Here is a 25,716-nt window from a genome sequence, read left to right on the forward strand (position 1 = left end):
GGGGGCGCGCCGGCGCCCCCCCCCCCCGCTGTGGCCCGCCCCTCCGCGAGCGAGGCGTGCGGTTGCGCCGACTCGGCGCAAACCCGACGCAAGCCAGACGGAGAATCAAACCCAGACACGGACGCCCAGCCTCAGAAGTGCGTCCACCCCGTCGACCCCTCATAGACCTCCCCGTCAACCGTGACCGCCTCCCCACCCGGCTCGCCGATCGTCCCGATCACGACCCACCCCTCCGGCAGCTCGACATCAGGCGGGAACGCGGCCAGCAGCGAGTGGTCCTCTCCCCCGCTCAGCACGAACGCGAGCGGGTCCGCACCGGTCGCCGAGGCGACCGCGTTGAGCTCGTCGGGGATGGTCAGCGCCGCGGTGTGCACGTCGATGGAGACCTCCGAGGCATCGGCGATGTGCCTGGCCTCGGACAGGAGCCCGTCGGAGACGTCGATCAGCGCCGAGGCACCGGCCGCCGCGGCGGCGGGGCCGGCTGCGTACGGCGGTTGTGGGCGGCGGTAGGCGTCGACCAGCACCCGTGGTGACCGGAACCCTCGCTTGAGGATCGCCAGTCCGGCCGCGGCCCATCCCTGACGACCACACAGCGCGAGTACGTCGCCGGGCTCCGCGCCCGAGCGCAGGACCGGTGCTTGGGCGACCGCGCCGATGGCGGTCACGGAGATGACGATCTGGTCGGCGCCGGTGATGTCGCCGCCGACGACGGAGGCCCCGACCAGCGAGCACTCCGCGGCGAACCCCTCCGCGAAGTCGACCGCCCACTCGGCCGGAAGGTCCGAGGGAAGGGCGAGCCCGAGAGTCATCGAGTGGGCGACGCCACCCATCGCGGCGATGTCGGCGAGGTTCTGACCCGCCGCCCGGTGGCCGATGTGGGACGCCTCGGCCCAGTCCCGCCGAAAGTGGCGGCCCTCGACGAGCAGGTCGGTCGAGACCACCACGTGCCCCTGCTTGACCCGCACCAGCGCGGCGTCGTCGCCGGGGCCGACCAGCACCTGCTCCCCCTGGGCGAAGTGCTTGGTCATCTCGGTGATCAGCCCGAACTCACCGATGTCGGCGAGCGTCGTGTCCCTCGGAAAAGCCATGGCTCCATCCAACCCTTCCCGCCACACGCGCAGATACCGGGACACGCATCACGCCGTCTCCGCGTTTCGTGCGGTGACTCACTCCGGTCGTCTTATCCTCAGGGTCGGTGTAGGTCGATCGATAGATAACGCGATAGGTTACTTGCCTGACGTTGTGCCAAGGAAGGCACGGAGAACAGGAGCAGCACCATGGTCGTACAGGCGTACATCCTCATCCAGACCGACGTCGGCAAGGCCGCGGAGGTCGCCACCGAGATCGGCAAGATCCAGGGCGTGACTCTGGCTGAGGACGTCACCGGTCCGTACGACGTGATCGTCCGCGCCGAGGCCCGCAACGTCGACGAGCTCGGCAAGCTGGTCGTGGCCCGCGTCCAGAGCCTCGAAGGCATCACCCGCACCCTGACCTGCCCGGTCGTCCACATCTGATGTACGGCTGCACCCGGCCGTCCGTTACAACACTGTGTTAGAACCATGGGCATGAGCACACCTCCTCTTTCCGGGCCTGTCGCCGTCATCGCCGGCGGGCTGAGCCACGAGCGCGACGTGTCGCTGGCCTCTGGCCGCAACCTCGTGCGCGAGCTGTCGGCGCTGGGCGTGGAGGTGGCTGCGTACGACTTCGACCGGGCGCTGCTGCACAACCTCGAGCGCGACAAGGCGGTCGTGGCGCTGCCGGCTCTGCACGGCCAGTTCGGTGAGGACGGCGAGATCCAGACGCTCCTGGAGCTGATCGGGATCCCGTACGTCGGCACCGTCTCCACCTCCTGCCGCGTCGCGTTCGACAAGACGGCTGCCCGTGAGCTCCTGCGCCGCGGGGGCATCCCCGTGCCGGACTCGGTCTCGCTGTCGTCCACGACGTTCCGCGACGTCGGGGCGCCGGTGCTGATGGAGCACGTCATCTCGCGGCTGGGTGAGCGGGTCGTGGTCAAGCCCTCGCGCGGCGGCTCGGCGCTCGGCGTCACCGGCGTCGACGGCCTCTCCGCCCTTCCCGCAGCCCTGGTCAAGACCTACGCCTACTGCGACGAGGCGCTCATCGAGCGCTTCTACGCCGGCATCGACGTCTCCGTGGTCGTCCACGAGACCGACGAGGGCGTCAAGCCGCTGACCCCGATCGCCATCGACTTCAGCAAGGGCCACGAGTTCGACTTCGCGGCGCGCTACACCGCTGAGTTCGTCGGCTTCGGCCGCCCCGACCTGCCCGCCGCGCTGCTCGCCGAGCTCGGCGAGACCGCCGTACGCGCCCACGAGCTGCTCGGCATGCGCGACATCTCCCGCACCGACTTCATGGTCACCCCCGACGGCAGCTTCGTCGTCCTCGAGGTCGCCATCACCCCTGGCGCCACCGAGACCAGCGTCTTCCCCTTCGCCGCCAAGCACGACGGCACCTCGATGGGCGAGGTCACCCTCGCCCTCCTGAAGCGCGCCCTCTCCCGCTGACCTCGAGTCGGCTCGTCCTGACGTAAAACCACGCCGAGTCGGCGCGTTAGAACGCGCCGACTCGGCGTGGTTTTCGGTCAGCTTGCGCCGACTCGGGCTCAGCTCAGGCCGGTGAGCTTGCCGGCGATGCCGCCGGCGGCCTTGAGGGCGACGCCCTCCTCGAAGTTACGGGTGACCTGAGGGATGTGCTTCTCGGCCTCGGCGATGGCGCTGGTGAGCACCTCGGAGGCAGGGGTGTCGGGCCACAGGTAGAGCGAGAGGGCGCCGGGGATGGAGTTGACCTCGTTGATGTAGACCTCGCCCTTGCCGTCGGAGAGGAAGTCGATGCGGAGGATGCCGGTCAGGCCGGTGAGCTCCACGACGCGTACGGCCAGGTCCTTGATCTGCTTGGTCACCGACTCCTCGACCTGGGCCGGGAACTCGCGCGGGGAGGAGGAGAGGCCGTCGGTGTGGACGTACTTGGCGGAGTAGTCGTACATCTTCGCCTCGCCCGAGCGCAGCGGACGCTCGACGTCGCTCACCGCGACCTCGGGCGCGGTGCGCACCGAGGCGTTGAGGTCGAAGAGGTCGGGACGGTACGGCTCGACGACCGCGCCCGCACGCAGGTGCGGAGAGGTGTTGAGGAGCGCCAGGCCGGTCTCGTAGTCGTCGACGACCTCGATGCCGATCGAGGAGCCGCCGAAGCGCGGCTTGACGATGTAGGGGCCCTCGAAGGACGGGGCGGCGTAGCGCGAGAGCAGCTCGCGCTGGAGCGACGGGAGGCCGGCGTTGAGCATGACCGCACCGAAGGCGAGCTTGTCCATGCCGAGCGCGGCCGCTGCCGGGGTCGCGCCGGTCGCCTTGAGGCCGGCGAGCTCGAAGAGCCACTGGATGCCGCCGGCCTCGCCCGCGCCGCCGTGGAAGGCGGAGAGGATCGGGCCGGTCTCGAGGCGCTTGCCGCCGCCGAAGCCACCGACGGTGTAGAACCCGTCGCCCTTCTCGGTGCCGAGGCGGAACTCGACGGCCTTGGAGCCCTTCGGCTCGCCGCCGAGGAAGTCACGCGCCTCCTGCTTGGCGGGCACCAGGAACCACTTGTCGGAGCGCGCCCAGTAGAGGCACGTCACCTCGACGCCGGCACCGGAGAGGACCCGCTCGGCCTGCAGGCCGGTGAGGATGCTGATGTCGTGCTCGGCGCTGGGACCGCCGAAGACGATGGTGGCCTTGGTTACGCTCATGGTGGAAGCTCCTGGGGTCCTACGCGTAGTGATCGGGGAGGTCGTTCTCGTACAGCACCACGTCGCCCTCCTTGGCCGCGGTCAGAGCATGATCCGCTGCCGCCTTACGGCTCTCGAACGCAGTGGTTCGCGCTGGCTCCCCCGAACGCAGCGCTTTTCGGTTGGTGCGACCGACGATGCACAGCCGCATCTTGTCGGAGGCCGTCGCAGCCTGCGCGAACTCGATGTTGCGCGCGGCCTGCTCGGTGCCCAGCTCGACCATACCGGGCGTGATGGTCCACACCGTGCCCGACTCCCCTGCCAGCCGCTTGGCCTTCGCGAGCGCCGCGGCGGCGCCGGTGGGGTTGGAGTTGAAGGTGTCGTCGATGACCCAGACGCCGCCGGGCGTCTTGTTGGCCTCGGCGCGGTGGGGGGTGCCGGGGATCGACGCCAGCCGCTGGGTGATCGTCTCGATCGGGACGTCGACCGCGAGGGCGAGGCCGACGGCGATCGCCACGTTGATCGGGTGCCCGACCTCGTCGGGCAGCTGGACGGCGTACGTCTCGCCGTTGATCTGGAGAGCAGAGTCGGTCACCACGACCTCGGCGGTGGTGCCCGGGACGGCGGAGCAGGCGATGACGCGCTTGCTGGCGCGGAGGTTCTCGGCGATGAGCGCGAGCTCGGGTACGTCGATGTTGAGCACCACGGTCGAGGCCTTCGGGAGGATCTCCGACTTGGCCTTCACGATCGTCTCGCGCGACTTCATCCGCTCGAGGTGGGCCTCGCCGATCGTGGTGATGGCGGCGACCTCGGGCGGGAAGATCTCGGTCAGCTCGGCGATCTCGCCGGGGCCGTAGGTGCCCATCTCGGCGACGAAGATGTCGGTGCCGGGCTGGAGCCGGTCGTTGACCGCGCGGGAGAGGCCCATCGCGTTGTTGAAGCTCGCCGGACTCGCGAGCGTGGACCAGCGGCCCTGCATGAGGTGGGTGGCGTAGTTCTTCGTCGAGGTCTTGCCGTAGGAGCCGGTGATCGCGACGATCCGCGGGTTGACCTTCTTGATCGTGGCGGCCGCCTGGACCTGCCACTTCTTCGCCATCGCCTTCTCGATCGGCCACATGATCGCCAGCGCGACCTCTGCCAGCGGGACGGCCAGGATCGGGAGCAGGCCGGCGGCGGCCGGCACGACCAGTGCGATCACCAGGGTGAGGATCGCGTGCAGCACGAAGAGCACACCGGCCAGGCGCTTGACGCGGTCCGTCCACACCAGCCGCTTGGCCCCGGTGAAGCTCATCCCCACCGGCCAGCCGATGAACAGCAGCGCGCCGACGAGCGCGCCGTAGGGCAGCACGAACGAGGCCAGGCAGACCACCACGACCGCGGCGAGCAGGATCGCCTCGACCGGGCGTGCCTTGACCCAGATCCACTCGATCGCGAACAGCCGCGTCGGCTCGTAGTGCTCACGCTGAGCGACCCGCAGCCAGCGGTAGTAGGAGACCAGGGTCAGCGCGGAGGTGACCAGGACGATCCACATGCTTCTTCTTCAGCCCCTCAGATTCAGTTCGTACGAAGTTCGTCGATGGCGCCTCGAAGGCTCTTGACCAGCCCCGCGTCGAGCAGGTGCGCGGACCCGGGGACGATCTCCAGGGTCGCGTTGTCCCCGAGGATCTCCATGGCCTCACCGGGCATCCAGACCGGTGCGGCGGTGTCGTTCTCACCCCAGATCAGGCGGACCGGAAGGTCCTTCGGGATGGCAGCCAGCTGGTCGCCGTAGGACTCGTTGACGACCTTGACGAAGATGTCGCGGATGATGCCCTTGGCGTTGCGGTAGTCGGTCGAGCCGTACTTCTCCCGCAGCGCCTCCATCCTGGCCTCGGGGATCAGCCCCTTGGAGTGGAGCCAGCGGCCGATCCGGTAGGCGAGCTTGGGCTTGTTGCCGGTCTTCGGGCGGAACAGCGGTACGCCGGTGAGGACGATGCCGCGGACGAGCTCCGGGCGGGTCGCGGCGAGCTGGACGGCCACCCGGCCGCCGAAGCTGTGGCCGACGAGCACCGGGCGGTCGAGACCCTCGAGGATCTGGGCCAGCCACTCGGCGTACTCCTTGCTCCCCCAGGCCTCATCGGGGGCCGGGGTCGCACCGAAGCCGGGCTGGTCGAGCGCGAGCGCGTCGAGGCCCTCGAGCGTCGAGCCCCAGTCGCTGCGGTTGCGGGCCCAGCCGTGCAGGGCCACGACGGTGGCAGCATCCTTGCCGTGCTTCTCACCGAAGGCACGTCCATCCAGCAGGGTCGTCAACACGGCCGCAACCTTATCCGGGACCATGCGCTGACCCGTAACCGCGCGGCGCGTGAGCCCGGTTGTCGAGCGGGCAATAGGGTCGAAGTCATGGATCACAAGCCCGCCACGATCGCCGTCCACGCCGGGCGGCCGGCCCACGAGCCCGACCAGCCGCTCAACGTACCGATCACGATGGCCTCGACCTATGTGGCCGGCGGGGACAAGGAGTACGGGCGCTACACCAACGACGCGTGGGTGGCGTTCGAGGAGGCGCTCGGGCAGCTCGAGGGCGGACGCGCGCTGTCGTTCGCCTCCGGGCTCGCGGCGATCGCGACACTGCTCGACCTGGTCAACGACTCGGTGGTCGTGGCGACAGAGCAGAGCTATCTGGGGACCATCGGCCAGCTGGCCGACCTCGAAGGGCGTGGCCGGCTGACCGCACGCCTCGCGGACTTCTCCGACACCGCCGCGGTCGTGAAGCTGCTCGAGAAGCTCGACGGCGAGGTCGCGCTGGTCTGGGTCGAGACGCCGACCAACCCGGGGATGCAGCTCGCCGACCTGCCGGCCGTCATCGCCGCCGCGCACAAGGCCGGAGCGCGGGTCGTGGTCGACAACACCTTCGCCACTCCCCTGCTCCAGCAGCCGCTCGCGCTCGGCGCGGACATCGTCATCCACTCGGCCACGAAGTTCATCGCCGGCCACTCCGACGTCGTCATGGGCGCGGTCGTGGTCTCCGACGACACGCTGTGGGACGTGCTCAAGGCCCGTCGCGACCTCCTCGGCGCGATCCCCGGCCCGTTCGAGGCGTGGCTTGCGCTTCGCGGCATCCGTACGCTGCACCTGCGCGTCGAGCGCTCCTCCGCCAACGCTGCAACCCTCGCCGAGCGGCTCTCAACGCACCCGGCGGTCGCGGAGGTCCGCTACCCCGGGTTCGGTGGCATGCTCGCGGCCGTCCTTCCCACGGCGGAGCAGGCCGACCTCCTGACCCACTCCACCTCGCTGTGGGTCCACGCGACCTCCCTCGGCGGCGTCGAGTCCACGTTCGAGCGCCGTCGCCGCTGGAAGACCGAGTCGGCGACGGTGCCCGAGGGGCTGGTGCGGATGTCGGTCGGGGTCGAGGACGTCGACGACCTCTGGGCCGACCTCCTCCAGGCGCTGGACCGCCTCAACAGCTAGTCGATCGGACTCACCACCAGCGCCGACCCGCCACCGCGTCGCCACGGCTCGGCGGTCGAGGTCAGCAGCCCGTCGGGGCCGATCTCGATCGCGGTGGCCGCGCCGAGCTCGGCGGTCGGGGCGAAGGTGTGTCCCAGCGATGTCAGCGGCCCGCCGTACGCCTCGATGAACGCCGGCTCGGCGCCCGTGTTCGCCCCGTTGCGCTGGGAGACCCGCGGCGCCGCCATGGCCTCGGGCAGGGTCCGGTCGCGCGCGTACCGCTCGACGAGGATCTGGAGCACCGTGGTGATGATCGTCGAGCCGCCCGGCGACCCGACCGCCAGCACGGGCCGGCCGTCGGAGAGGACGATCGTGGGTGACATCGAGCTGCGCGGGCGCTTGTTGGGCTCGATCCGGTTGGGGTCGTCGGCCCGGTAGGTCGTCGAGAAGTCTGTCAGCTCGTTGTTGAGGATGAAGCCGCGGCCGGGCACGGTGATGCCCGATCCTCCGGTCTGCTCGATGGTCAGGGTGTACTCGACGACGTTTCCCCAGCGGTCGACGACGGTCAGGTTGGTGGTCTCGAGGTTCTCGGTGTCCTTCGCGGTCTCGCCCGCGCCTTCCGCGCCGTCGCAGACCCCGTCGAAGTCGTACGCATCACCGGCCGCCACGGGCTTGGGCTGGGCCGCCGCGGGGTCGATGCCACAGGCCCGCTCGGCGGCGAAGGTGTCGTCGAGGAGCGCCTCGACGGGTACGTCGACGTGGTCGGGGTCGCCGAGGTAGGCACCTCGGTCGGCGAAGGCGATCGCGCTCGCCTCGAGCAGATGGTGGTAGGCCTCGGTGTTGGTCATCCCGGCCAGCTCGTAGCGCTCCAGGATGTTGAGCGCCTCGCCCACCGAGGTGCCGCCCGAGGACGGCGGGGCCATCCCGTAGACGTCCAGGTCGCGGTAGGTCGAGCGGGTCGGCTCGCGGTCGGGGGCGGTGTAGGCGGCGAGGTCCTCGGTGGTCACCCAGCCGGCCGGAACCGGGAGGTCGGTGTCGTCGCTCTTGGGCGGCTCGGCCACGGTCGCGGCGATCTCCGCGGCCAGCGGGCCACGGTAGAAGGCCTTCACGCCCTTGCGTGCGAGCAGGTCGTAGGTCGCGGCGATGTCGGGGTTGCGGAACCGGCTGCCGACCTCGGGCGCGGATCCTCCGGGAAGGAATAGTTCGGCCGTGGAATCGATCGCTGCAAAACGTTCCGCGTTGTCGACGGTCTGCTGGCGGAAGGTCTGGTCGACGACGAAGCCCCGGCGAGCCAGCCGCGCGGCCGGCTCGAGCGACTGGCCGAGCGAGCGGGTGCCCCACTTCCTCAGCGCCTTGTCCCAGGTCAGCGGGGTGCCAGGCACTCCGACCGAGGCGCCGCTGGTGACCATGTCCGGGAAGAACGGATACTCCTTCCCGGTCTCCGGGTCGATGAACGCATCGCGCGGCATCGCGGCCGGCGCCTTCTCCCGACCGTCGATCGTCTCGACCTCGCCGGTGCGCGCGGAGTAGTGCACGAAGAAGCCGCCCCCGCCGATACCGGCCGAGTAGGGCTCGGTCACGCCGAGCGCCGCGGCCGTCGCGACCGCGGCGTCGGTCGCGTTGCCACCCTTGCGAAGCACCTCGAGCCCGATCCGGCTCGCTTCGGCGTCGACGCTGGCCACCGCGCCTCCGTAACCGACCGCGGTGGGCACCTTCGGTGGTGGCGCCAGCCTCTCCTCCGGAGCGGCGGCCGCCCCGGCGTACGGGACCAGGGTGGCCAGCGCGAGCGCGCCTCCGGTCAGTGTGGCGACAACTGCAGAGCGGCGTCCGAGCATGGCGATCTCCCAGAGATTGGCGGCTCATCGAACGTACTACTTCGGCGCCGACCTCGAATTACGTTCTGAAATTCCTTAATTAGTAAGGGTTGCTTACAAACAAACCGGCTGCCACCATCGAATGGCGATTCGGGCGCCTGGTGCCCGAGCCAGCCATCACCTCGGAGGTGTCACCATGCATGTCGCCTTGCCCTCACGAAGATCACGCCGCACAGTCGGCCTTCTCATCGGCGCACTCGCCGGAGCGCTCGCCCTCACCGGCACGCTCGTCCTCACCAGCACCCCGTCCAGCGCATCGCTGACGACGGCCGCCGCACAGCCGACCGCGATCAACGGCTACCGCAACGTCGGCTACTTCGTGCAGTGGGGTGTCTACGGCCGAGCCTTCAAGCTCAAGCAACTGGAGACGTCCGGGGTCGCCGACGACCTCACCCACCTCAACTACGCCTTCGGCAACATCCACCACCAGACACTGACCTGCTTCGAGGCCAACAAGGCCCAGGGCGAGGGGCCCAACGGCTCAGACGGTGCCGGTGACGCCTACGCCGACTACGGGATGTCGTACGCAGCCGACGCCTCCGTCTCCGGCGCGGCCGACACCTGGGACCAGCCCCTGGCCGGCTCCTTCAACCAGCTCAAGCAGCTCAAGGCGAAGCACCCCGACCTGAAGGTCCTGCTCTCGCTGGGCGGCTGGACCTGGTCGAAGAACTTCTCCCTCGCGGCGGCGACGCCGGAGTCGCGACGCAAGCTCGTCTCCTCCTGCATCGACCTCTACATCAAGGGCAACCTGCCGGTCATCGACGGCCGCGGTGGCCCCGGAGCGGCGGCCGGCGTCTTCGACGGCTTCGACATCGACTGGGAGTGGCCGGGCTCGCCCAACGGCAACACCGGCAACCACGTCGACCCGGTCAACGACCGCGCCAACTTCAAGGCGCTGCTGGCCGAGTTCCGCTCCCAGCTGGACGCGCTCGGCTCGACCACGGGCAAGGACTACCAGCTCTCCGCGTTCCTCCCGGCCAATCCGCAGGACATCGAGGCGGGCGGCTGGAACGACCCGGCGATCTTCAACTCCCTCGACTTCGGCAACATCCAGGGCTACGACCTGTGGGGCGCCTGGGACCCGACGCTGACCGGCCACCAGGGCAACCTCTACGCCGACCCCGCCGACCCGCGCCCCGACGGCAAGCGGTTCAGCGTGGACGAGTCGGTCCGGGAGTACCTCGACGCCGGCATCTCACCCGCCCAGCTCGGGCTCGGCATGGCGGCGTACGGCCGTGGTTGGCAGGGAGCCAGCTCGGCCAACGCGTGGGGTCCGGCGACCGCCGCAGCCCCGGGAACGTACGAGGCGGGCAACGAGGACTACGACAAGCTCAAGTCCCGCGGCACCGACTACTACGACGCCGCGACCGGCGCCGGGTGGCGGTACGACGGCAACCAGTGGTGGAGCTACGACAACAAGCGCACGATCGCCCAGAAGGCGGCGTACGCCATCTCGAAGGGCCTCGGCGGAGGCATGTGGTGGGAGCTCTCCGGTGACCGCCAGGGCGAGCTGATCGGCACCTTCGCCGACGCCATGCGCAACGGCACCGGCGGCCCGGTCGAGGAGCCGGACCCGACCGACCCGCCCACCGAGGAGCCCACCGACCCGCCGACCGACCCGCCCGGCGGAGCGGCTGCATGGTCGGCGACCACGGTGTACGTCGCCGGTGACCGTGTCACCTACGGCGGTCACCTGTGGGAGGCCAAGTGGTGGACCCAGGGCAACACCCCGGGCACCGAGGAGTGGGGTCCGTGGAAGGACCTCGGAACGGCCTGAGTCGCTGATCCTCCATCAAGGTATACAGAGAAAGGCCCGCTTCCCGTGCGGAGTTCCGCGCGGGAAGCGGGCCTTCGGCTGCATACCTTGACGAAGGGACCTACTCGGTCTCGGCCTTCGTCGGCCGCTCGAGCATCTCGTCCATGATCTCGCTGACGGTCTTGGCGCCGGAGACGACGTCGTCCACGTACTGCGCCAGCGGCACGTCCACCCCGACCTTCGCCGCCAGTTCGCGCAGCGAGTGCGACGACTTGGCGCCCTCGGCGACCTGGTGGCTGGAGGCGAGGATGTCGGCGGTGGTCATGCCCTTGCCGAGCTTCTCCCCGAACGTACGGTTGCGGGAGAGCGGCGAGGAGCAGGTCGCGGCCAGGTCGCCCAGGCCGGCCAGACCCATGAGGGTCATCGGGTTGGCGCCGAGCTGCATCGCCAGGCGTGCGGTCTCGGCGAGACCGCGGGTGATGAGCGACGCCTGGGTGTTGTCGCCGAACCCCATCCCGGCGGCCATGCCGGTCGAGATCGCGACCACGTTCTTGTAGGCCCCACCGATCTCGCAGCCGACCACGTCGGTCGAGGTGTAGGGACGGAACGCGGGCGAGTGGACACGCGCCTGGATCGTCTTGGCGACCTCCTCGTCGGCACACGCCACCACACCGGCGGCAGGCTCGCGACGGATGATCTCCTTGGAGAGGTTGGGACCGCTGACGACCGCGATCCGCTCCGGCCCCGCACCGGTGACGTGGGCGATCACCTCGCTCATCCGCTCGAGGGTGCCGAGCTCGACACCCTTCATCAGCGAGACCAGCGGTACGTCCTGGGGCAGGAACGGCGCCCAGTCGGTGAGGTTGGCGCGCAGCGTCTGCGACGGCGCCGCGAGGACGACCAGATCGGCTCCGTGCGCTGCCTTCTCGATGTCGTGGGTGGCGCTGATGTTGTGCGGCAGCTCGGTGCCCGGGTGGTAGTCGGGGTTCTCGTGGGTGTCGTTGATCGCCGCCGCGACCTCCTCACGCCGCGCCCACATGGTCACGTCGTTGCCCGCGTCGGCGAGGATGACCGAGAAGGCGGTGCCCCATGAGCCCGCTCCGAAGACCGCTACCTTGCCAAGCTCGCTCAATTGTCGTCCTTCTTCTTCGTCTTGCGGGGGTCGCCGGTCGCGTTGACGCCGGCCTTCTTCGGGTCGAAGAGCTCGCTGGGCGGCTCCTCCTCCCGGATGTCGGCCACCAGGCCGACGATCGCCTTCATGATCCGGTCGGTCGCCTGGTTCACGACCGCCGGCGTGTGCTCCTGGACCTCGAGATCCTTCAGGTCCACCGGATCACCGATCTTCATCTGGATCATCTTGCGACCGATCAGGTGCGGCTTGAGAGAGTACGCCGGAAGCAGCTCCTGGGCTCCCCACTGTCCCACCGGGTAGACCGGGGCACCGGTCGCGAGCGCGATCCGCGCCGCACCGGACTTGCCGCGCATCGGCCAGCCGGTCGGGTCCTTGGTGATGGACCCCTCGACGTAGACGACCACGATGCTGCCCTCGTTGACGGCCTTCACCGCCGCATCGAACGCCGACGCGCCTGCGGTCCGGTCCACGGGGATCTGCCGGGCGGCCCGCAGGAACTTGCCCAACGGACCCTTGAACAACGCCGCCTTGGCCAGGTAGCTCGGCCTACGTCCGTAGTCCCACACGATGTGCGCGGCGGTGAACGGATCGATCTCGGAGACATGGTTGAGCGCGAACACCGCTCCCCCGCTCTCCGGGATCTTCTCGCCGCCCTCCCACTGGTGCTTGGTGGTGGCGAGGAGGACGGGCTTCACGATGCCGACAGCCACGACCCACGGCCAGCCGAGCTTGCCCTCCTGGAACTTCCGGTACTTTCCCACGCAGGGCAGGCTACCGGGCCGTCTCCGCGTGGTTGTGAGATACCTGTCAGGATCTACCTCGATGCCTGTACCTGCACCCGGTTACGTCGTACTGCTGCCCGTCAAGCCCCCGGCGCGCGGCAAGTCCCGGCTGGTCGGAATCGAGTCGCACGAACGGGCCGATCTCGCCCGCTCGTTCGCCCTCGACACCGCCGAGTCTTGTCTGGCCGCCAGCGGCGTCGGCGCCGTGCTGGTGATCACCGACGACTCCTACTTCGCCGCCGACGTCGCCCGTCTCGGCGCCGCCGTCATCCCCGACGGGGTCAGCGGCGACCTCAACGAGACCCTCGTGCAGGGAGCGCTCGAAGCCCGGCGCCGCTGGCCCGGGCTTCGCCCCGCTGCCCTCTGCGGCGACCTGCCCGCGCTCCGCTCCGCCGACCTAGACGCTGCGCTGCGCGCGGCGGAGGGGTTCGGGGCTGCGTACGTCGAGGACGCGGCAGGTGGGGGCACCACCCTCTACACCGCCACCCACGACCTGTTCCGGCCCGCGTTCGGGCCCGGGTCCGCCGCCGCCCATCGCGACGGCGGCGCCCATCCGCTGGAGAGCGACCTCCACTCGCTGCGCCACGACGTCGACACTCTCGAGGACCTCGAGACCGTACGCAGCCTGGGGCTCGGACCGCGTACGGCTCTCGCCTCCGTCCGCGTCGGGAGTCCTGGCTAGGAGTCGCCGGACGGCGTCTCGGTCCCGGTCGTCGGGCTCGTCGATGTTCCGCTCGCGGGTGCCTCCTTCGCCGCGGTCGTCTTCTTCGCCGCCGTCGTCTGCGCGGGAGCCTTCGTGGCCGTCGTCTTCTTGGCTGCGGTCTTCTTGGCCGTCGTCTTCTTCGCGGCTGTCGTCTTCTTCGCGGCCGTCGTCTTCTTCGCGGCTGTCGTCTTCTTCGCGGCCGTCGTCTTCGCCGGGGCGGCTGCGGCGGAGGTCTCCGTCGCCGGAGTCGCGGGGGTCGCCGCGCCTGCGGTGGTGGCCTTCTTCGCCGCGGGAGCCTTCTTGGCCGTGGTCTTCTTGGCGGTGGTCTTCTTGGCGGTGGTCTTCTTCGCCGCCGTGGACTTCGTGTCCGTCGTCTTCTTCGCCGCCGTGGACTTCGTCGCCGTCGTCTTCTTCGCCGCGGTCGTCGTCTTCTTCGCGGGGCTCTTCGTGTCCGTGGTCTTCTTGGCGGCGGTCTTCTTCGCCGGCGCGGTCTTCTCAGCCGCTTGGGCGACCGGGTCCGCAGCGGCCTCGACGGTGGGCTCGGGCTTCACCGGCTCGGCGACCCGCTTGGCGGGCGGCACGACCGGCTCAGCTGCCTTGGCCGGCGCCTTGCGCCCTGGCCGCGGCACCTTGACCTTCGGGACGGAGGGGACCTTGACCTTGCCGGACACCACGTCGGCGACCAGCTTCCCGGCCGTCTCCCGCACCGCGCCGACTACTCTTCCGGCCTGTTTGCCTGCATCAGCTACTCGTTTTCTCACCACGCGATCGACCTTAGGCCATCTCCGGGGCTTCCGGACATACCGACGGCATGTGAAAACGGATTGTTCACCTGATCGCTCCTGATTCCGACGCCTCCACGTGGTTACCGTGGAGAGACTCGGGGCACGTCCGCAGCACCGCTTCGACAGCGCAGCCTTCGGGAGACAGGACGAGGAAGGTACGACCATCACCGACGTGCACATCGACGAGGAGCAGCCCACCGTGGTGCTCGAGGAGCCGCAGACCACGGTGCGGCCCAGCCGCCGCGCCGGGATCCTGTTCTCGGCCTGCATCATCCTCGCCCTGATCGCCTCCGTGGCCTGGCTGGCCGTCCACACCACCCGGCTCGCCGAAGGTCGCACCGGCGCCAACGTACCGACGCCGGCGCCGCCCGCTCCGACGGTCCGCAACAGCGAGCCGGCCATCCCGGCGACGTACGCCGATCTGCCCGTCGGCCCCGCGACGACCCTGCCCTTCGTGGACCAGGCCGGCCGGCTCCAGCTCGGCGCGAAGCCGCAGAAGGTCTTCGGGTCGCAGATGAGCGTGGCCGGCTGGACGGTGCTGATGTACGAGCGCGCCGACAAGCCCGGTCCGGTGTGGATCGCGCGGCGCGGGTCGACCATCCAGGTCCCCGGCCTGTGGACCCAGCCGGTCCTGAGCAAGGACGGCAACCAGCTCTTCGCGCTCCAGCAGACCGGCGACGCCGTCTCCGCCCTCGTCGCGGTGGACACCACGACGGGCGAGGAGACCGACCGGCTCGTGCTCGAGGGCACGCCTGCCGCCACCGCGGTCCTCGGCACCGACCGCACCCGGGCCTACTTCCGCACCGGCATCGTGCCCGCCCCGCCGGCGGTGCCTGGCAACTACGGCGAGCTCACCGTCTCCCGGCCGCCGGTGACCGCCTGGGATCCGGGCGAGGCCACCCAGCGGATCTCGCTGCCGCTCGGCTACCAGCAGCTGATCCCGCTGCGGCGCGGCGTACTCCTTCACAACCCCGGCGAGTGGGAGGCCCGCTTCGCCGCCATCGAGGCCGACGGCAGCCTCACCCAGCCCGGCGTCCACGCGCCGCTGCCCGGGTCGGTCGCCGACTCCCCCGACGGCTCGATCGTCGCCATCGCCCGCAACCCCAGCGACCCCGGGATGATCAGCTACGGCGCCGAGCGCGGCATCGCGGTCAACATGAGCACCTCCGAGCACATCGACCTGCGCGTACCCGACTCCGTCGAGAAGGTCCGCGTCGCCGGCTTCGAGTCCGACCGCAGCGTCGTCCTCTACACCGCGACCGCCGCCGAGTCCTGGTACCTCCGCTGCTGGGTCGACACCGGCTCCTGCGACCGCATCACCGGCTCCCAGCGTGGCGCCGACGGCCGCCAGATCCGCCTCCCATAGCCAGCCGAGACGTCAGTTCCGTCGGCCGAAAACGCAGTTGTGGGCGACGAGAGTGCACTCTCGTCGCCCACAACCGACGATTCGGTCTAGGCGTGCAGGGTGACCGGCTTGAAGGAGGGCCGGGTCGCCTCGTACGTCGCGATGTCGTCCTCGTGGGACAGCGTGATACCGATGTCGTCGAGGCCCTCGAGGAGGCGCCAGCGGGTGTAGTCGTCGATGTCGAAGGAGTCCTCGATGGCGTCGGGGCCCTCGCCGGCGCGTACGGTGCGCGACTCCAGGTCGACGGTGATCTGGGCGCCCGGGTTGTCATCGAGGTAGTCCCACAGCTTCTGGACGACCTTCTCGTCGACCTTCGCCGCGAGCAGTCCGGCCTTGCCGGAGTTGCCGCGGAAGATGTCGCCGAAGCGGCTCGAGATGACGACGCGGAAGCCGTAGTCCATCAACGCCCAGACGGCGTGCTCACGCGAGGAGCCGGTGCCGAAGTCGGGGCCGGCGACGAGGACCGAGGCCCCGGCGTACGCCTCGTTGTTGAGGACGAACGTCGGGTCGTTGCGCCAGGCGGCGAAGAGCCCGTCCTCGAAGCCGGTGCGGGTCACGCGCTTGAGGTAGACCGCGGGGATGATCTGGTCGGTGTCGACGTTGCTGCGGCGCAGCGGCACGCCGGTGCCGGTGTGGGTGGTGAACTTGTCCATGGTTCTCAGGCCTCCACGAGGGTCAGGTCGGCGGGCGAGGAGAGGGTGCCGCGTACGGCGGTGGCGGCAGCCACCTCCGGCGAGACCAGGTGGGTGCGACCGCCCTTGCCCTGGCGACCCTCGAAGTTGCGGTTGGACGTGGAGGCCGAGCGCTCGCCGGGGGCGAGGGTGTCGGGGTTCATGCCCAGGCACATCGAGCAGCCCGCGCCGCGCCACTCGGCGCCGGCGTCGATGAAGATCTTGTGCAGACCCTCCTCCTCGGCCTGCAGACGCACCTTGGCGGAGCCGGGGACGACCAGGAATCGGGTGCTTTCGGCGACCTTGTGGCCCTGGATGATGTCGGCGGCCGTACGCAGGTCCTCCATGCGGCCGTTGGTGCAGGAGCCGAGGAAGACGGTGTCGATGTGCACCTCGCGCATCGGGGTGCCGGCCTCGAGACCCATGTAGGTCAGGGCCTTCTCGGCCGCGATCTTCTCGTCGGCGTCCTCGAAGTCGTCGGGGCTCGGGACGGCCGCGCCCAGCGGGACACCCTGGCCCGGGTTGGTGCCCCAGGTGACGAACGGGGTGACCTCGGCGGCGTCGAGGACGATCTCCTTGTCGAAGACTGCGTCCTCGTCGGTGACCAGCGACTTCCAGTGCGCGACGGCCTGGTCCCAGTCGGCGCCCTTCGGAGCCTCGGGCTTGTCCTTGATGTAGGCGAACGTCGTCTCGTCGGGAGCGATCATGCCGGCCTTGGCACCCCACTCGATCGACATGTTGCAGATCGTCATCCGAGCCTCCATGGAGAGCTCTCGGATGGCTTCGCCGCGATACTCCACGATGTAGCCCTGGCCACCGCCGGTGCCGGTCTTGGAGATCAGGGTGAGGATCAGGTCCTTGGCGCTGACGCCCTCGGGCAGCGTGCCGTTGACCGTGACAGCCATGGTCTTCGGCTTGTCCTGCATCAGCGTCTGGGTCGCGAGCACGTGCTCGACCTCGGAGGTGCCGATGCCGAACGCGATCGCGCCGAACGCGCCGTGCGTGGAGGTGTGCGAGTCACCGCAGACGATGGTCATTCCCGGCTGGGTGAGCCCCAGCTGCGGCCCGACCACGTGCACGATCCCCTGCTCGGCGTCGCCGAGCGGGTGGAGACGTACGCCGAACTCCTCGGCGTTCTTGCGCAGCGTCTCGACCTGGGTGCGGCTGACCGGGTCGGCGATCGGCTTGTCCCAGTCGAGGGTCGGGACGTTGTGGTCCTCGGTGGCGATGGTGAGGTCAGGGCGGCGTACCTTGCGGTTGGACAGACGCAGGCCCTCGAAGGCCTGCGGACTCGTCACCTCGTGGATGAGGTGAAGGTCGATGTAGAGGAGATCGGGCTCTCCCGCGGTCGACCGGACGACATGCTCGTCCCACACCTTCTCCGACAAGGTCCTGCCCATGACACGTTCTCCATCTGGCATCTTTGGTCTGTAGTGGCCGGTGGCGGTTCGAGCGTTGAATCGCAATGTCAGATCCGCCACTTCCAGTCTGCTTCTCCGAGCCTAACGTTGCATCTCAGGTTCTGAGAAGTTAGTCTTGCGATATGGACAGTTCCAGCGGTGTGGGCGTGCTCGACAAGGCCGCCCTTGTGCTCACAGCTCTCGAATCCGGCCCGGCGACCCTGGCCGGTCTGGTGGCCGGCACGGGTCTCGCCCGTCCGACCGCACACCGTCTGGCGGTCGCCCTCGAGCACCACCGTCTGGTCGCCCGCGACATGCAGGGCCGCTTCGTTCTCGGCCCGCGGCTGGCCGAGCTGTCCGCCGCCGCCGGTGAGGACCGGCTGCTGGCCACCGCCGGGCCCGTCCTGGCGCGGCTGCGCGACATCACCGGTGAGTCGGCGCAGCTGTGGCGGCGCCAGGGCGACTTCCGCGTCTGCGTCGCCGCCGCCGAGCGCCCCTCCGGTCTCCGCGACACCATCCCCGTCGGCTCGCAGCTGACGATGCGTGCCGGGTCGGCCGCTCAAATACTGATCGCGTGGGAGGACCCGGAGCGCCTCCACCGTGGTCTGCAGAACGCCGCCTTCTCCGCCGCCGCCCTCTCCGGCATCCGCCGCCGCGGCTGGGCGCAGTCGATCGGCGAGCGCGAGGCAGGCGTCGCCTCGGTGTCCGCTCCCGTCCGCTCCCCCGGCGGCAAGGTCATCGCCGCCGTCTCCGTCTCCGGCCCGCTCGAGCGCCTCACCCGCCAGCCGGGCAAGATGCACGCCCCTGCTGTCCTCGCTGCTGCCGACCGGCTCTCGGAGTCGCTGCGGCGCGCGGCTGCTGAGTAGGGCGCCGGATGCTCACCGAGGTAACTCGGTGAGCGTTCAGCCGCAGATCTCCCGCACCGCGTCGCGCACGGCCTTGAAGTCCTCCGTACGCGTCTGATCCTCGGCCGACGCGACGATCACCGCCACCCGGTAGTCGTCGAAGAGCCGGGGCTGGGCGTCCTCGAGGTCGCCGGTGACCAGCACGACGACCCCGGCTGCGGTGCTCTCGGCGAACCGCACCGACCAGGTCGGCTGCTGGAGCCCGCCGACGCGTTCGATCGTGTCCTTCGCCTGGTCGCTCGACACGTCCTGGTCACACCGCGCGCGGCCGTTGACCAGCACCTCGTTCTCGGCCTCGGCGCGGCCCTCGCTGGTCGCGGGCGCCGCGGGCTCGGTGGCCTCCTCCGCGCACGCGGCAAGAGTGGCGAGGAGAGCGGCAGCCGCCACCGACGTACGCCACAACTGCGGTCTCGGACGCCACAACTGCAGTCTCGGCATCAGAAGAGGGCACCGCTCTCCAGGCCCAGCAGGGTCGTCTTGCGGTCCAGGCCACCGGCGTAGCCGGTCAGGGAGCCGTCCGCGCCGACGACACGGTGGCACGGGATCACGATGGGGATGGGGTTTCGGCCGTTGGCGAGCCCGACGGCGCGGGCGCCGTGACCGGTCAGCGAGAGGCGGCCGGCGATCTGGCCGTAGGAGGCGGTCGTGCCGTACTCGATCTGCTGCAGCTGCTCCCAGACACGCGTCTGGAACGCAGTGCCCGCGGGCGCCAGCGGGAGGTCGAAGCTCGTCCGGTCACCCTTGAAGTACTCGGCGAGCTGCCGGGCACATTCCAGCAACAGCGGATCCGAGTCGGACCGGTCCCCGAGCACCCGGCCCTTGGCATAGTCGGCCGGCATGAAGTCGATCGCGGTGATCGCGCCGTCGTGCGCGACCAGCCGGAGCTCGCCGACGGGCGAGTCGATGAGAGTCCACATCACAGTTTCTCCAAGGCAGTCAGTGAGGTCCACAGGTAGAGCAGGGCGTACGAGCGCCACGGCCGCCAGGCGGCGACATCCGCCGCGGGCGCACCGAGCACTTCCAGCGCTCGTTTGATGCCGACATCGGTCGGCAGGAAGACATCGGGATGGCCGAGAGCACGCAGCGCGACGTAGTCGGCGGTCCAGGGACCGACCCCGGGCAGACTGATCAGCTGCTCGTGCACGACGTCGCGGTCGGTGCCGCGGTCCAGCTGGAGCTCGCCGGAGGCGAGCGCCGCGGCCAGGCCGGTGACCGCACGTCCACGCGAGCGCGGCATCGGCATGCCGGCCGGGTCGGCGGCGGCAAGGGCGTCCGCGGACGGGAACAGATGGGTGAGGCCGTCGATGTCGGTCGCGATCGGGCGGCCGTGCTCGGCGACGATCCCCGCCAGCACGGTGCGCGCGCCGGCGACCGAGACCTGCTGCCCCACGATCGTACGCAGCGCGAGCTCGCCCCCGTCGACGGTGCCCGGCACCCGCAGCCCCGGCAGGGCGAGGGCCAGTGGGCCGATCACCTCGTCCCCGGTGAAGACGTCGCCGACCGCACGCGGGTCGCAGTCGGCGTCGAGCAGCCGGCGGGCGCGCTCGACGGCGGCGGTGGTGTCCCGCAGGTCGGCGAGCTTGAAGGTCGCATGGACGAAGCCGGTCTCGCCCTCGGGGATGTCGGCGAGCTCCAGACGCAGCGTGCCCGGCCCGTTGGGCAGGTCGAGCGTGCGGGCGAACCAGCGCCGCCCGCCGTCGACCCCGGCGACCTCGACGCCCGGCACCATGTGGTCACGCAGGAAGGCGTGCAGGGCCCGGCCGGCGAACGGGGTGCGGACGGCGAGCCGCAGCGCGATCGTCCCGTCGGCCCGCCGCCGCGATCCGCGGCGTCCGCGGAGCTCGGTCGGCGAGGCCGCGTAGACCTCGCGGACGGTGTCGTTGAACTGACGTACGCTCGAGAAGCCGGCGGCGAAGGCGATGTCCGCGAAGCCGAGCTCGGTGGTCTCGACCAGCGTCCGGGCGGTCTGAGCTCGGCGCGCCCTGGCCAGCGCCAGCGGACCGGCGCCGAGCTCGGTGGTCAGCAGCCGGGTCAGGTGGCGCGGCGAGTAGCCGACCCGGCGAGCCAGCCCCTCGACGCCTTCCCGGTCGACGACGCCGTCGGCGATCAGCCGCATCGCGCGCCCGGCCAGGGTGGCGGCCACATCCCACTCCGGGCTGCCCGGCGTGGCATCGGGGCGGCAGCGTTTGCAGGCCCGGTAGCCGGCCGCCTGGGCCGCCGCAGCGGTCCGGTGGAAGGAGACGTTGACCAGCGCCGGGGTCCGGGCCGGGCACGAGGGCCTGCAGTAGATCCCGGTCGAGGCCACCGCGGTGTAGAAGATGCCGTCGAAGCGCCGGTCGCGCGAACGAACAGCGCGGTAGCACGATTCGAAGTCGAGTCCGTTCACGCTCGTCGTCCCATTCATGTCCACCATGTTGCCGCGTTCGCAAAGAAATTACGCGCGGTTTTCGGACAGTGCCTTCCTCATGGTTTCACAATGCCGTTACCTGAAGCAGCAACCTCTCGGCTCACTGGCGCGTAGAACCTGTGTGGGCTGCACACGCAGTCGGTCTGCTCACGCGGACCAGCGAGGGAGGGTGATGAGGACCGAAACGAGGTCGGGGACACGTACGGTCGTGCTCACCGTCGTGGTCACGATGCTGTTCCTGGCGGTCGGCACCGGGGTCGGCACCTGGGCGTTCTACGACCACCTCAACAGCAATCTCGGCTCCGGGGGCGACATCCACCACCTCGTCGACGAGCCGGAGAGCGAGGACGAGGGCCCGAAGCAGCCGCTCAACATCTTGATCCTCGGCACCGACGGACGTGACTGCGAGGGCTGCTCGATCGACGGCGAGGGCGGCTCCGGCGGCTCGGACAGCACGATCCTGCTGCACGTCTCCGCCGACCGGACCTCGGCCTACGGCGTCTCGATCCCCCGCGACGCGCTCGTGGACCGGCCGGAGTGCACCGCCCCGGACGGCACCACCATCCCCGAGGCGAGCGGCGTGATGTGGAACGAGGCCTACTCCCTGGGCGGCCCGATCTGCACCGCCCGCCAGACCGAGCTGCTCACCGGGATCCCGATCGACCACTACCTCGCGCTCGACTTCGCCGGGTTCCGCGGGATGGTCGACGCGGTCGGCGGCGTCACGATCTGCATCCCGGAGGCGATCGACGACGAGGAGCACAACATCTTCCTGCCCGCCGGCACCCACAACCTGCGCGGCAAGCAGGCCCTCGACTACGTACGCAACCGCTCCTCGACTCCCAACGCCGACCTGGGCCGGATGCGACGTCAGCAGTACTTCCTCACCGCCCTCGCCACCAAGGTCCTCTCCGCCGGCACCCTGACCCGCCCGCGTCGCCTGGCCAGGTTCGCGACCGAGCTCTCCAAGAGCATCACCACCGACATCGGCTCCGTCGCCGGGCTGGCCGATCTGGCCGGCGAGATGCGCGACCTGGATCCGTCGAGCATCGAGTTCGAGACCGTACCCAACCGCGCCTACCCTCAGGGAGACCCCAACTGGGGCCGTCTCGAGATCCTCCCGAAGGCTGACGAGCTGTGGGAGCGGATGCTCGAGGACCGTCCGCTCCAGGACGCGACGACGTCTGCCGCCCCGTCGCCCACGACCTCTGCCTCACCGGCGAATCCCGAGGTCAGCGCCTCACCGGACGAGGTTCCGGCCGACTCGGTGAGCCCCGAGGACCAGGAGAAGGACGCCGCCGACAACGGCCTGTGCTCACCCGCCTGAATGTGATGTGATCCACTCTGGTCATGACCTACACCACGGTTCCCGTCGGGGTCGGTGCCCTCACCTTCGATCAGGTAGTCGCCGTCGCCCGTCACAACACCCCCATCATCCTGACCGACGAGTCGCTGGCCGCGATGGCCACGAGCCGCGAGCTCATCGAGTCGCTGGCTCACGACACCCGGCCCCACTACGGCATCTCGACCGGTTTCGGCGCCCTCGCCAACACCTCGATCCCGCCCGAGCACCGCGCTCAGCTGCAGGCCTCGCTGGTCCGTTCGCACGCGGCCTCCTCGGGCGCCGAGATCGAGAAGGAGGTCGTACGCGGCCTCATGCTGCTGTGTCTCTCCACCCTCGCCACCGGGCGGACCGGCGTGCGCCCCGAGGTCGCCCAGACCTACGCCGCGCTCCTGAACGCCCAGATCACCCCGGTGATCGGCGAGTACGGCTCGCTCGGCTGCTCCGGCGACCTGGCCCCGCTGGCGCACTGCGCCCTCGCGGCGATGGGTGAGGGCGACGTACGCAACGCCGACGGCGACCTCGTCCCCGCCGCCGACGCGCTGGCGGCCGCCGGGGTGACCCCGGTGCAGCTGCGCGAGAAGGAGGGGCTGGCGCTGATCAACGGCACCGACGGGATGCTGGCGATGCTCGTCCTGGCGCTCGCCGACCTCGACGACCTGGTCGCCACCGCCGACATCGCCGGAGCGCTCAGCATCGAGGGCCTCCAGGGCACCGACAGCGTCTTCGCCGAGGACCTCCAGGCCCTGCGCCCGCACGCCGGCCAGGCGACCTCGGCGGCCAACATCCGTGCCGTCCTCGCGGGCAGCGGGATCGTCGCCGACCACCGCGGCACCGGGTTCACCCGGGTGCAGGACGCCTACTCGCTGCGCTGCGCGCCTCAGGTCCACGGCGCGGTGCGCGACACCATGGCCCACGCCGCCCGCGTGGCAGAGGTCGAGCTCGCCAGCGCGGTCGACAACCCGGTGGTCACCCTCGACGGCCGGGTCGAGTCCAACGGCAACTTCCACGGCGCGCCGATCGGCTACGTACTCGACTTCCTGGCCATCGCCACCGCCGACCTCGCCTCGATCTCCGAGCGCCGCACCGACCGCTTCCTCGACAAGTCGCGCAACCACGGGCTGCCCCCGTTCCTCGCTCACGACCCCGGCGTCGACTCCGGGCACATGATCGCGCAGTACACGCAGGCCGGGATCGTCTCCGACCTCAAGCGCCTCGCCGTCCCGGCATCGGTCGACTCCATCCCGACCTCCGCGATGCAGGAGGACCACGTCTCGATGGGCTGGAACGCCGCCCGCAAGCTCCGCCGCGCGATCACCGGGGCGCAGCAGGTCGTCGCCATCGAGATCCTCACCGCCGCCCGCGCCATCGACATGCGCGCCCCCGAGCGTCCCGGCCCCGTCGGCGCCGCGCTGGTGGAGGAGATCCGCAAGCTGGTCCCCGCGCCCGGCCCGGACCGGTTCCTGTCCCCGGACATCAAGGCGGTCGTCGGCCTCGTCGCCGACGGCACCCTTCTTTCCCGTGCGCGCTCGCTCACTTCAGTGATGTGATGAGCGACATGAGCGAACCACGCACTGTCCGCGCACCGCGCGGCCCCGAGATCACCGCCAAGAACTGGCAGACCGAGGCCGCCAAGCGCATGCTGATGAACAACCTCGACCCGGAGGTGGCCGAGCGTCCCGACGACCTGGTCGTCTACGGCGGCACCGGCCGCGCGGCGCGGTCCTGGGAGGCGTACGACGCGATCGTCCGCACCCTCGACGAGCTCGAGGCCGACGAGACCCTGCTGGTGCAGTCCGGCAAGCCGGTCGGCGTCTTCCGCACCCACGAGTGGGCACCCCGGGTCCTGATCGCCAACTCCAACCTCGTCGGCGACTGGGCGACCTGGCCGGAGTTCCGGCGGCTGGAGTCGCTCGGTCTGACCATGTACGGCCAGATGACCGCCGGATCGTGGATCTACATCGGCACCCAGGGCATCCTGCAGGGCACCTACGAGTGCTTCGCCGCCATCGCCCGCAAACGGTTCGGTGGCACGCTGGCCGGCACCGTGACCCTGACCGGCGGCGCCGGCGGCATGGGCGGCGCGCAGCCGCTCGCGGTCACGCTGAACGAGGGCGTCGTGATCGTCGTCGACGTCGACGCGGCGCGCCTCCAGCGCCGTGTCGACCACGGCTACATGGATACCGTCGCGTCGTCGCTCGATGACGCGCTCGCCCAGGCCGAGGAGGCCAAGAAGTCCCGTACGCCGCGCTCCATCGGCCTCGTCGGCAACTGTGCCGCGGTCTTCCCGGAGATCCTGGCGCGCGAGGTGGAGATCGACATCGTCACCGACCAGACCTCGGCGCACGACCCGCTCTCCTATCTCCCGCTCGAGTACACCGTCGAGGAGTGGGCCGCGCGGGCCGCTGACGATCCCGACGACTTCACCGAGAAGGCGCAGGCCTCGATGGCCAAGCACGTCGAGGCGATGGTCGGGTTCATGGACCGTGATGCCGAGGTGTTCGACTACGGCAACTCGCTGCGCGAGGGAGCCCGCCTGGGCGGGTTCGCGAACGCGTTCGCCTTCCCCGGCTTCGTCCCCGCCTATATCCGACCGCTCTTCGAGGAGGGTCTGGGCCCGTTCCGGTGGGCGGCGCTCTCGGGTGACCCCGAGGACATCGCCAAGACCGACCGGGCGATCGTCGACCTCTTCCCCGAGAACGAGGGCCTCAAGCGCTGGATCACCCAGGCGGGCGAGAAGGTGCACTTCGAGGGCCTGCCGGCGCGGATCTGCTGGCTGGGCTACAAGGAGCGCCACCTCGCCGGGTTGAAGTTCAACGAGATGGTCGCCTCCGGCGAGCTCTCGGCGCCGGTCGTGATCGGTCGCGACCACCTCGACTCCGGCTCCGTGGCCTCGCCCTACCGCGAGACCGAGGCGATGAAGGATGGGTCCGACGCGATCGCCGACTGGCCGCTGCTCAACGCGCTGCTCAACACCGCCTCCGGCGCGAGCTGGGTCAGCATCCACCACGGTGGCGGCGTCGGCATCGGCCGCTCCATCCACGCCGGCCAGGTCTGTGTCGCCGACGGCACTCCGCTCGCCGCGGAGAAGATCGAGCGAGTCTTGACCAACGACCCCGGCACCGGTGTCATGCGCCACGTCGACGCGGGCTACGAGCACGCGCGCGACGTCGCTCGTGAGCGAGGACTCAACGTCCCGATGCTCGACGCCTGACCCCGGTGGACGACTGTGTTGGTCTCGACACGCTCGGCCGTAGACGGCCTCGCGGCTCGACCGGCGGTGGCCTGTCCCCCGCTGGTCGAGCCGCCGGAGCCGCTAGGCGGAGGCGTGTCGAGACCAACACGGTCCCCTCTGCGCTCGATCGGACCGTGTTGGTCTCGACACGCCTCCGCCTAGCGGCTCCGGCGGCTCG

Annotated in this window: 23 protein-coding genes; 10 read left to right on the top strand and 13 right to left on the bottom strand. The window is 70.2% G+C overall.

Annotated elements, in window-relative coordinates; translation table 11 throughout:
- Positions 1-131 precede the first annotated feature (131 nt).
- Positions 132-1,088: a thiamine-phosphate kinase gene (locus ABT304_RS04570; protein ID WP_350713537.1), complete on the bottom strand. Its 957-nt coding sequence runs from the start codon at positions 1,086-1,088 to the stop codon at positions 132-134.
- Positions 1,089-1,277: 189 nt separating this feature from the next.
- On the opposite strand from ABT304_RS04570, the gene ABT304_RS04575 reads away from it, so the two are divergent.
- The gene (locus ABT304_RS04575; protein ID WP_091049571.1) at positions 1,278-1,514 is read left to right on the top strand and encodes an Lrp/AsnC family transcriptional regulator; all 237 of its coding nucleotides are present in this window, start codon (positions 1,278-1,280) and stop codon (positions 1,512-1,514) included.
- A 51-nt stretch (positions 1,515-1,565) separates the two neighbouring features.
- Complete coding sequence (locus ABT304_RS04580) at positions 1,566-2,522, top strand: D-alanine--D-alanine ligase family protein (protein WP_350713538.1); 957 nt, start codon at positions 1,566-1,568, stop codon at positions 2,520-2,522.
- 98 nt (positions 2,523-2,620) lie between these two features.
- Here the strand turns inward: ABT304_RS04580 and ABT304_RS04585 are convergent, their stop codons facing one another.
- Genes ABT304_RS04585 through ABT304_RS04595 form a run of 3 tightly spaced genes read right to left on the bottom strand, consistent with a single transcriptional unit; the run spans position 2,621 to position 6,007 of the window.
- A complete protein-coding gene (locus tag ABT304_RS04585) occupies positions 2,621-3,736 on the bottom strand; it encodes a D-alanine--D-alanine ligase family protein (protein ID WP_160024544.1) in 1,116 nt (371 codons plus the stop codon).
- 19 nt (positions 3,737-3,755) lie between these two features.
- On the bottom strand, positions 3,756-5,246 hold the full coding sequence (locus ABT304_RS04590; protein ID WP_350713539.1) for a Mur ligase family protein: 1,491 nt from the start codon (positions 5,244-5,246) through the stop codon (positions 3,756-3,758).
- Positions 5,247-5,269: 23 nt separating this feature from the next.
- Complete coding sequence (locus tag ABT304_RS04595; protein WP_350713540.1) at positions 5,270-6,007, bottom strand: alpha/beta fold hydrolase; 738 nt, start codon at positions 6,005-6,007, stop codon at positions 5,270-5,272.
- Positions 6,008-6,094: 87 nt separating this feature from the next.
- On the opposite strand from ABT304_RS04595, the gene ABT304_RS04600 reads away from it, so the two are divergent.
- The gene (locus tag ABT304_RS04600) at positions 6,095-7,162 is read left to right on the top strand and encodes a trans-sulfuration enzyme family protein (protein ID WP_350713541.1); all 1,068 of its coding nucleotides are present in this window, start codon (positions 6,095-6,097) and stop codon (positions 7,160-7,162) included.
- On the opposite strand, the gene ggt is transcribed toward ABT304_RS04600, so the two are convergent.
- The gene (gene ggt, locus ABT304_RS04605; protein WP_350713542.1) at positions 7,159-8,976 is read right to left on the bottom strand and encodes a gamma-glutamyltransferase; all 1,818 of its coding nucleotides are present in this window, start codon (positions 8,974-8,976) and stop codon (positions 7,159-7,161) included. The two genes, ABT304_RS04600 and ggt, sit on opposite strands and share 4 nt — an antisense overlap.
- 175 nt (positions 8,977-9,151) lie before the next feature.
- Between ggt and ABT304_RS04610 the strand changes: the two genes are divergently transcribed.
- A complete protein-coding gene (locus ABT304_RS04610; protein WP_350713543.1) occupies positions 9,152-10,792 on the top strand; it encodes a glycosyl hydrolase family 18 protein in 1,641 nt (546 codons plus the stop codon).
- Between the two features lie 100 nt (positions 10,793-10,892).
- On the opposite strand, the gene ABT304_RS04615 is transcribed toward ABT304_RS04610, so the two are convergent.
- Positions 10,893-11,903 carry an NAD(P)H-dependent glycerol-3-phosphate dehydrogenase gene (locus ABT304_RS04615; protein WP_160024550.1) on the bottom strand — a complete coding sequence of 337 codons (1,011 nt, stop codon included), beginning with the start codon at positions 11,901-11,903 and terminating at the stop codon, positions 10,893-10,895.
- Positions 11,900-12,664, bottom strand: a complete 765-nt coding sequence (locus ABT304_RS04620; protein WP_160024551.1) for a lysophospholipid acyltransferase family protein — start codon at positions 12,662-12,664, stop codon at positions 11,900-11,902. The genes ABT304_RS04615 and ABT304_RS04620 overlap by 4 nt, the downstream gene beginning before the upstream one ends.
- Before the next feature lie 61 nt (positions 12,665-12,725).
- Between ABT304_RS04620 and cofC the strand changes: the two genes are divergently transcribed.
- The gene (gene cofC, locus ABT304_RS04625; RefSeq protein ID WP_350713544.1) at positions 12,726-13,367 is read left to right on the top strand and encodes a 2-phospho-L-lactate guanylyltransferase; all 642 of its coding nucleotides are present in this window, start codon (positions 12,726-12,728) and stop codon (positions 13,365-13,367) included.
- Here cofC and ABT304_RS04630 read toward each other — a convergent pair.
- The gene (locus tag ABT304_RS04630; protein WP_350713545.1) at positions 13,364-14,095 is read right to left on the bottom strand and encodes a hypothetical protein; all 732 of its coding nucleotides are present in this window, start codon (positions 14,093-14,095) and stop codon (positions 13,364-13,366) included. The two genes, cofC and ABT304_RS04630, sit on opposite strands and share 4 nt — an antisense overlap.
- A 163-nt stretch (positions 14,096-14,258) precedes the next feature.
- Here ABT304_RS04630 and ABT304_RS04635 point away from each other — a divergent pair, with 163 nt between their 5' ends.
- Positions 14,259-15,539, top strand: a complete 1,281-nt coding sequence (locus ABT304_RS04635; protein WP_350713546.1) for a hypothetical protein — start codon at positions 14,259-14,261, stop codon at positions 15,537-15,539.
- A gap of 86 nt (positions 15,540-15,625) precedes the next feature.
- Here ABT304_RS04635 and leuD read toward each other — a convergent pair whose 3' ends face one another.
- Positions 15,626-16,231: a 3-isopropylmalate dehydratase small subunit gene (gene leuD / locus ABT304_RS04640; protein ID WP_350713547.1), complete on the bottom strand. Its 606-nt coding sequence runs from the start codon at positions 16,229-16,231 to the stop codon at positions 15,626-15,628.
- Between the two features lie 5 nt (positions 16,232-16,236).
- Entirely contained in the window at positions 16,237-17,649 is a 1,413-nt protein-coding gene (gene leuC / locus ABT304_RS04645) for a 3-isopropylmalate dehydratase large subunit (RefSeq protein WP_350713548.1), read from the bottom strand.
- A gap of 143 nt (positions 17,650-17,792) precedes the next feature.
- On the opposite strand from leuC, the gene ABT304_RS04650 reads away from it, so the two are divergent.
- The gene (locus ABT304_RS04650) at positions 17,793-18,515 is read left to right on the top strand and encodes an IclR family transcriptional regulator (RefSeq protein WP_008358359.1); all 723 of its coding nucleotides are present in this window, start codon (positions 17,793-17,795) and stop codon (positions 18,513-18,515) included.
- Between the two features lie 36 nt (positions 18,516-18,551).
- Here the strand turns inward: ABT304_RS04650 and ABT304_RS04655 are convergent, their stop codons facing one another.
- The 3 genes from ABT304_RS04655 to ABT304_RS04665 are packed head-to-tail and all read right to left on the bottom strand — an operon-like array spanning position 18,552 to position 20,958.
- Positions 18,552-18,992, bottom strand: a complete 441-nt coding sequence (locus ABT304_RS04655) for a hypothetical protein (RefSeq protein ID WP_350713549.1) — start codon at positions 18,990-18,992, stop codon at positions 18,552-18,554.
- Complete coding sequence (locus ABT304_RS04660; protein ID WP_350713550.1) at positions 18,992-19,471, bottom strand: methylated-DNA--[protein]-cysteine S-methyltransferase; 480 nt, start codon at positions 19,469-19,471, stop codon at positions 18,992-18,994. The genes ABT304_RS04655 and ABT304_RS04660 overlap by 1 nt, the downstream gene beginning before the upstream one ends.
- A complete protein-coding gene (locus ABT304_RS04665; protein WP_160024558.1) occupies positions 19,471-20,958 on the bottom strand; it encodes a DNA-3-methyladenine glycosylase 2 family protein in 1,488 nt (495 codons plus the stop codon). The genes ABT304_RS04660 and ABT304_RS04665 overlap by 1 nt, the downstream gene beginning before the upstream one ends.
- Positions 20,959-21,133: 175 nt before the next feature.
- Between ABT304_RS04665 and ABT304_RS04670 the strand changes: the two genes are divergently transcribed.
- Genes ABT304_RS04670 through hutU form a run of 3 tightly spaced genes read left to right on the top strand, consistent with a single transcriptional unit; the run spans position 21,134 to position 25,517 of the window.
- Positions 21,134-22,288, top strand: a complete 1,155-nt coding sequence (locus ABT304_RS04670; protein WP_350713551.1) for an LCP family protein — start codon at positions 21,134-21,136, stop codon at positions 22,286-22,288.
- 17 nt (positions 22,289-22,305) lie between these two features.
- Entirely contained in the window at positions 22,306-23,853 is a 1,548-nt protein-coding gene (hutH, locus tag ABT304_RS04675; protein WP_502890292.1) for a histidine ammonia-lyase, read from the top strand.
- Positions 23,854-23,861: 8 nt separating this feature from the next.
- A complete protein-coding gene (hutU, locus tag ABT304_RS04680; RefSeq protein ID WP_350713553.1) occupies positions 23,862-25,517 on the top strand; it encodes a urocanate hydratase in 1,656 nt (551 codons plus the stop codon).
- Positions 25,518-25,716: the final 199 nt, after the last annotated feature.

It is taken from the genome of Nocardioides sp. NPDC000445, assembly GCF_040300245.1.
GTDB lineage: Bacteria > Actinomycetota > Actinomycetes > Propionibacteriales > Nocardioidaceae > Nocardioides.

Coding starts and splice junctions, on each gene's coding strand:
- ABT304_RS04590 (WP_350713539.1), bottom strand. CDS start 5,246: ATGTGGATCGTCCTGGTCACCTCCGCGCTGACCCTGGTCTCCTACTAC.
- ABT304_RS04650 (WP_008358359.1), top strand. CDS start 17,793: ATGGACAGTTCCAGCGGTGTGGGCGTGCTCGACAAGGCCGCCCTTGTG.
- ABT304_RS04665 (WP_160024558.1), bottom strand. CDS start 20,958: ATGAATGGGACGACGAGCGTGAACGGACTCGACTTCGAATCGTGCTAC.
- ABT304_RS04600 (WP_350713541.1), top strand. CDS start 6,095: ATGGATCACAAGCCCGCCACGATCGCCGTCCACGCCGGGCGGCCGGCC.
- ABT304_RS04660 (WP_350713550.1), bottom strand. CDS start 19,471: ATGTGGACTCTCATCGACTCGCCCGTCGGCGAGCTCCGGCTGGTCGCG.
- ABT304_RS04670 (WP_350713551.1), top strand. CDS start 21,134: ATGAGGACCGAAACGAGGTCGGGGACACGTACGGTCGTGCTCACCGTC.
- leuC (WP_350713548.1), bottom strand. CDS start 17,649: ATGGGCAGGACCTTGTCGGAGAAGGTGTGGGACGAGCATGTCGTCCGG.
- hutU (WP_350713553.1), top strand. CDS start 23,862: ATGAGCGAACCACGCACTGTCCGCGCACCGCGCGGCCCCGAGATCACC.
- leuD (WP_350713547.1), bottom strand. CDS start 16,231: ATGGACAAGTTCACCACCCACACCGGCACCGGCGTGCCGCTGCGCCGC.
- ABT304_RS04655 (WP_350713549.1), bottom strand. CDS start 18,992: ATGCCGAGACTGCAGTTGTGGCGTCCGAGACCGCAGTTGTGGCGTACG.
- ABT304_RS04585 (WP_160024544.1), bottom strand. CDS start 3,736: ATGAGCGTAACCAAGGCCACCATCGTCTTCGGCGGTCCCAGCGCCGAG.
- ABT304_RS04580 (WP_350713538.1), top strand. CDS start 1,566: ATGAGCACACCTCCTCTTTCCGGGCCTGTCGCCGTCATCGCCGGCGGG.
- ggt (WP_350713542.1), bottom strand. CDS start 8,976: ATGCTCGGACGCCGCTCTGCAGTTGTCGCCACACTGACCGGAGGCGCG.
- ABT304_RS04610 (WP_350713543.1), top strand. CDS start 9,152: ATGCATGTCGCCTTGCCCTCACGAAGATCACGCCGCACAGTCGGCCTT.
- ABT304_RS04570 (WP_350713537.1), bottom strand. CDS start 1,088: ATGGCTTTTCCGAGGGACACGACGCTCGCCGACATCGGTGAGTTCGGG.
- ABT304_RS04575 (WP_091049571.1), top strand. CDS start 1,278: ATGGTCGTACAGGCGTACATCCTCATCCAGACCGACGTCGGCAAGGCC.
- cofC (WP_350713544.1), top strand. CDS start 12,726: ATGCCTGTACCTGCACCCGGTTACGTCGTACTGCTGCCCGTCAAGCCC.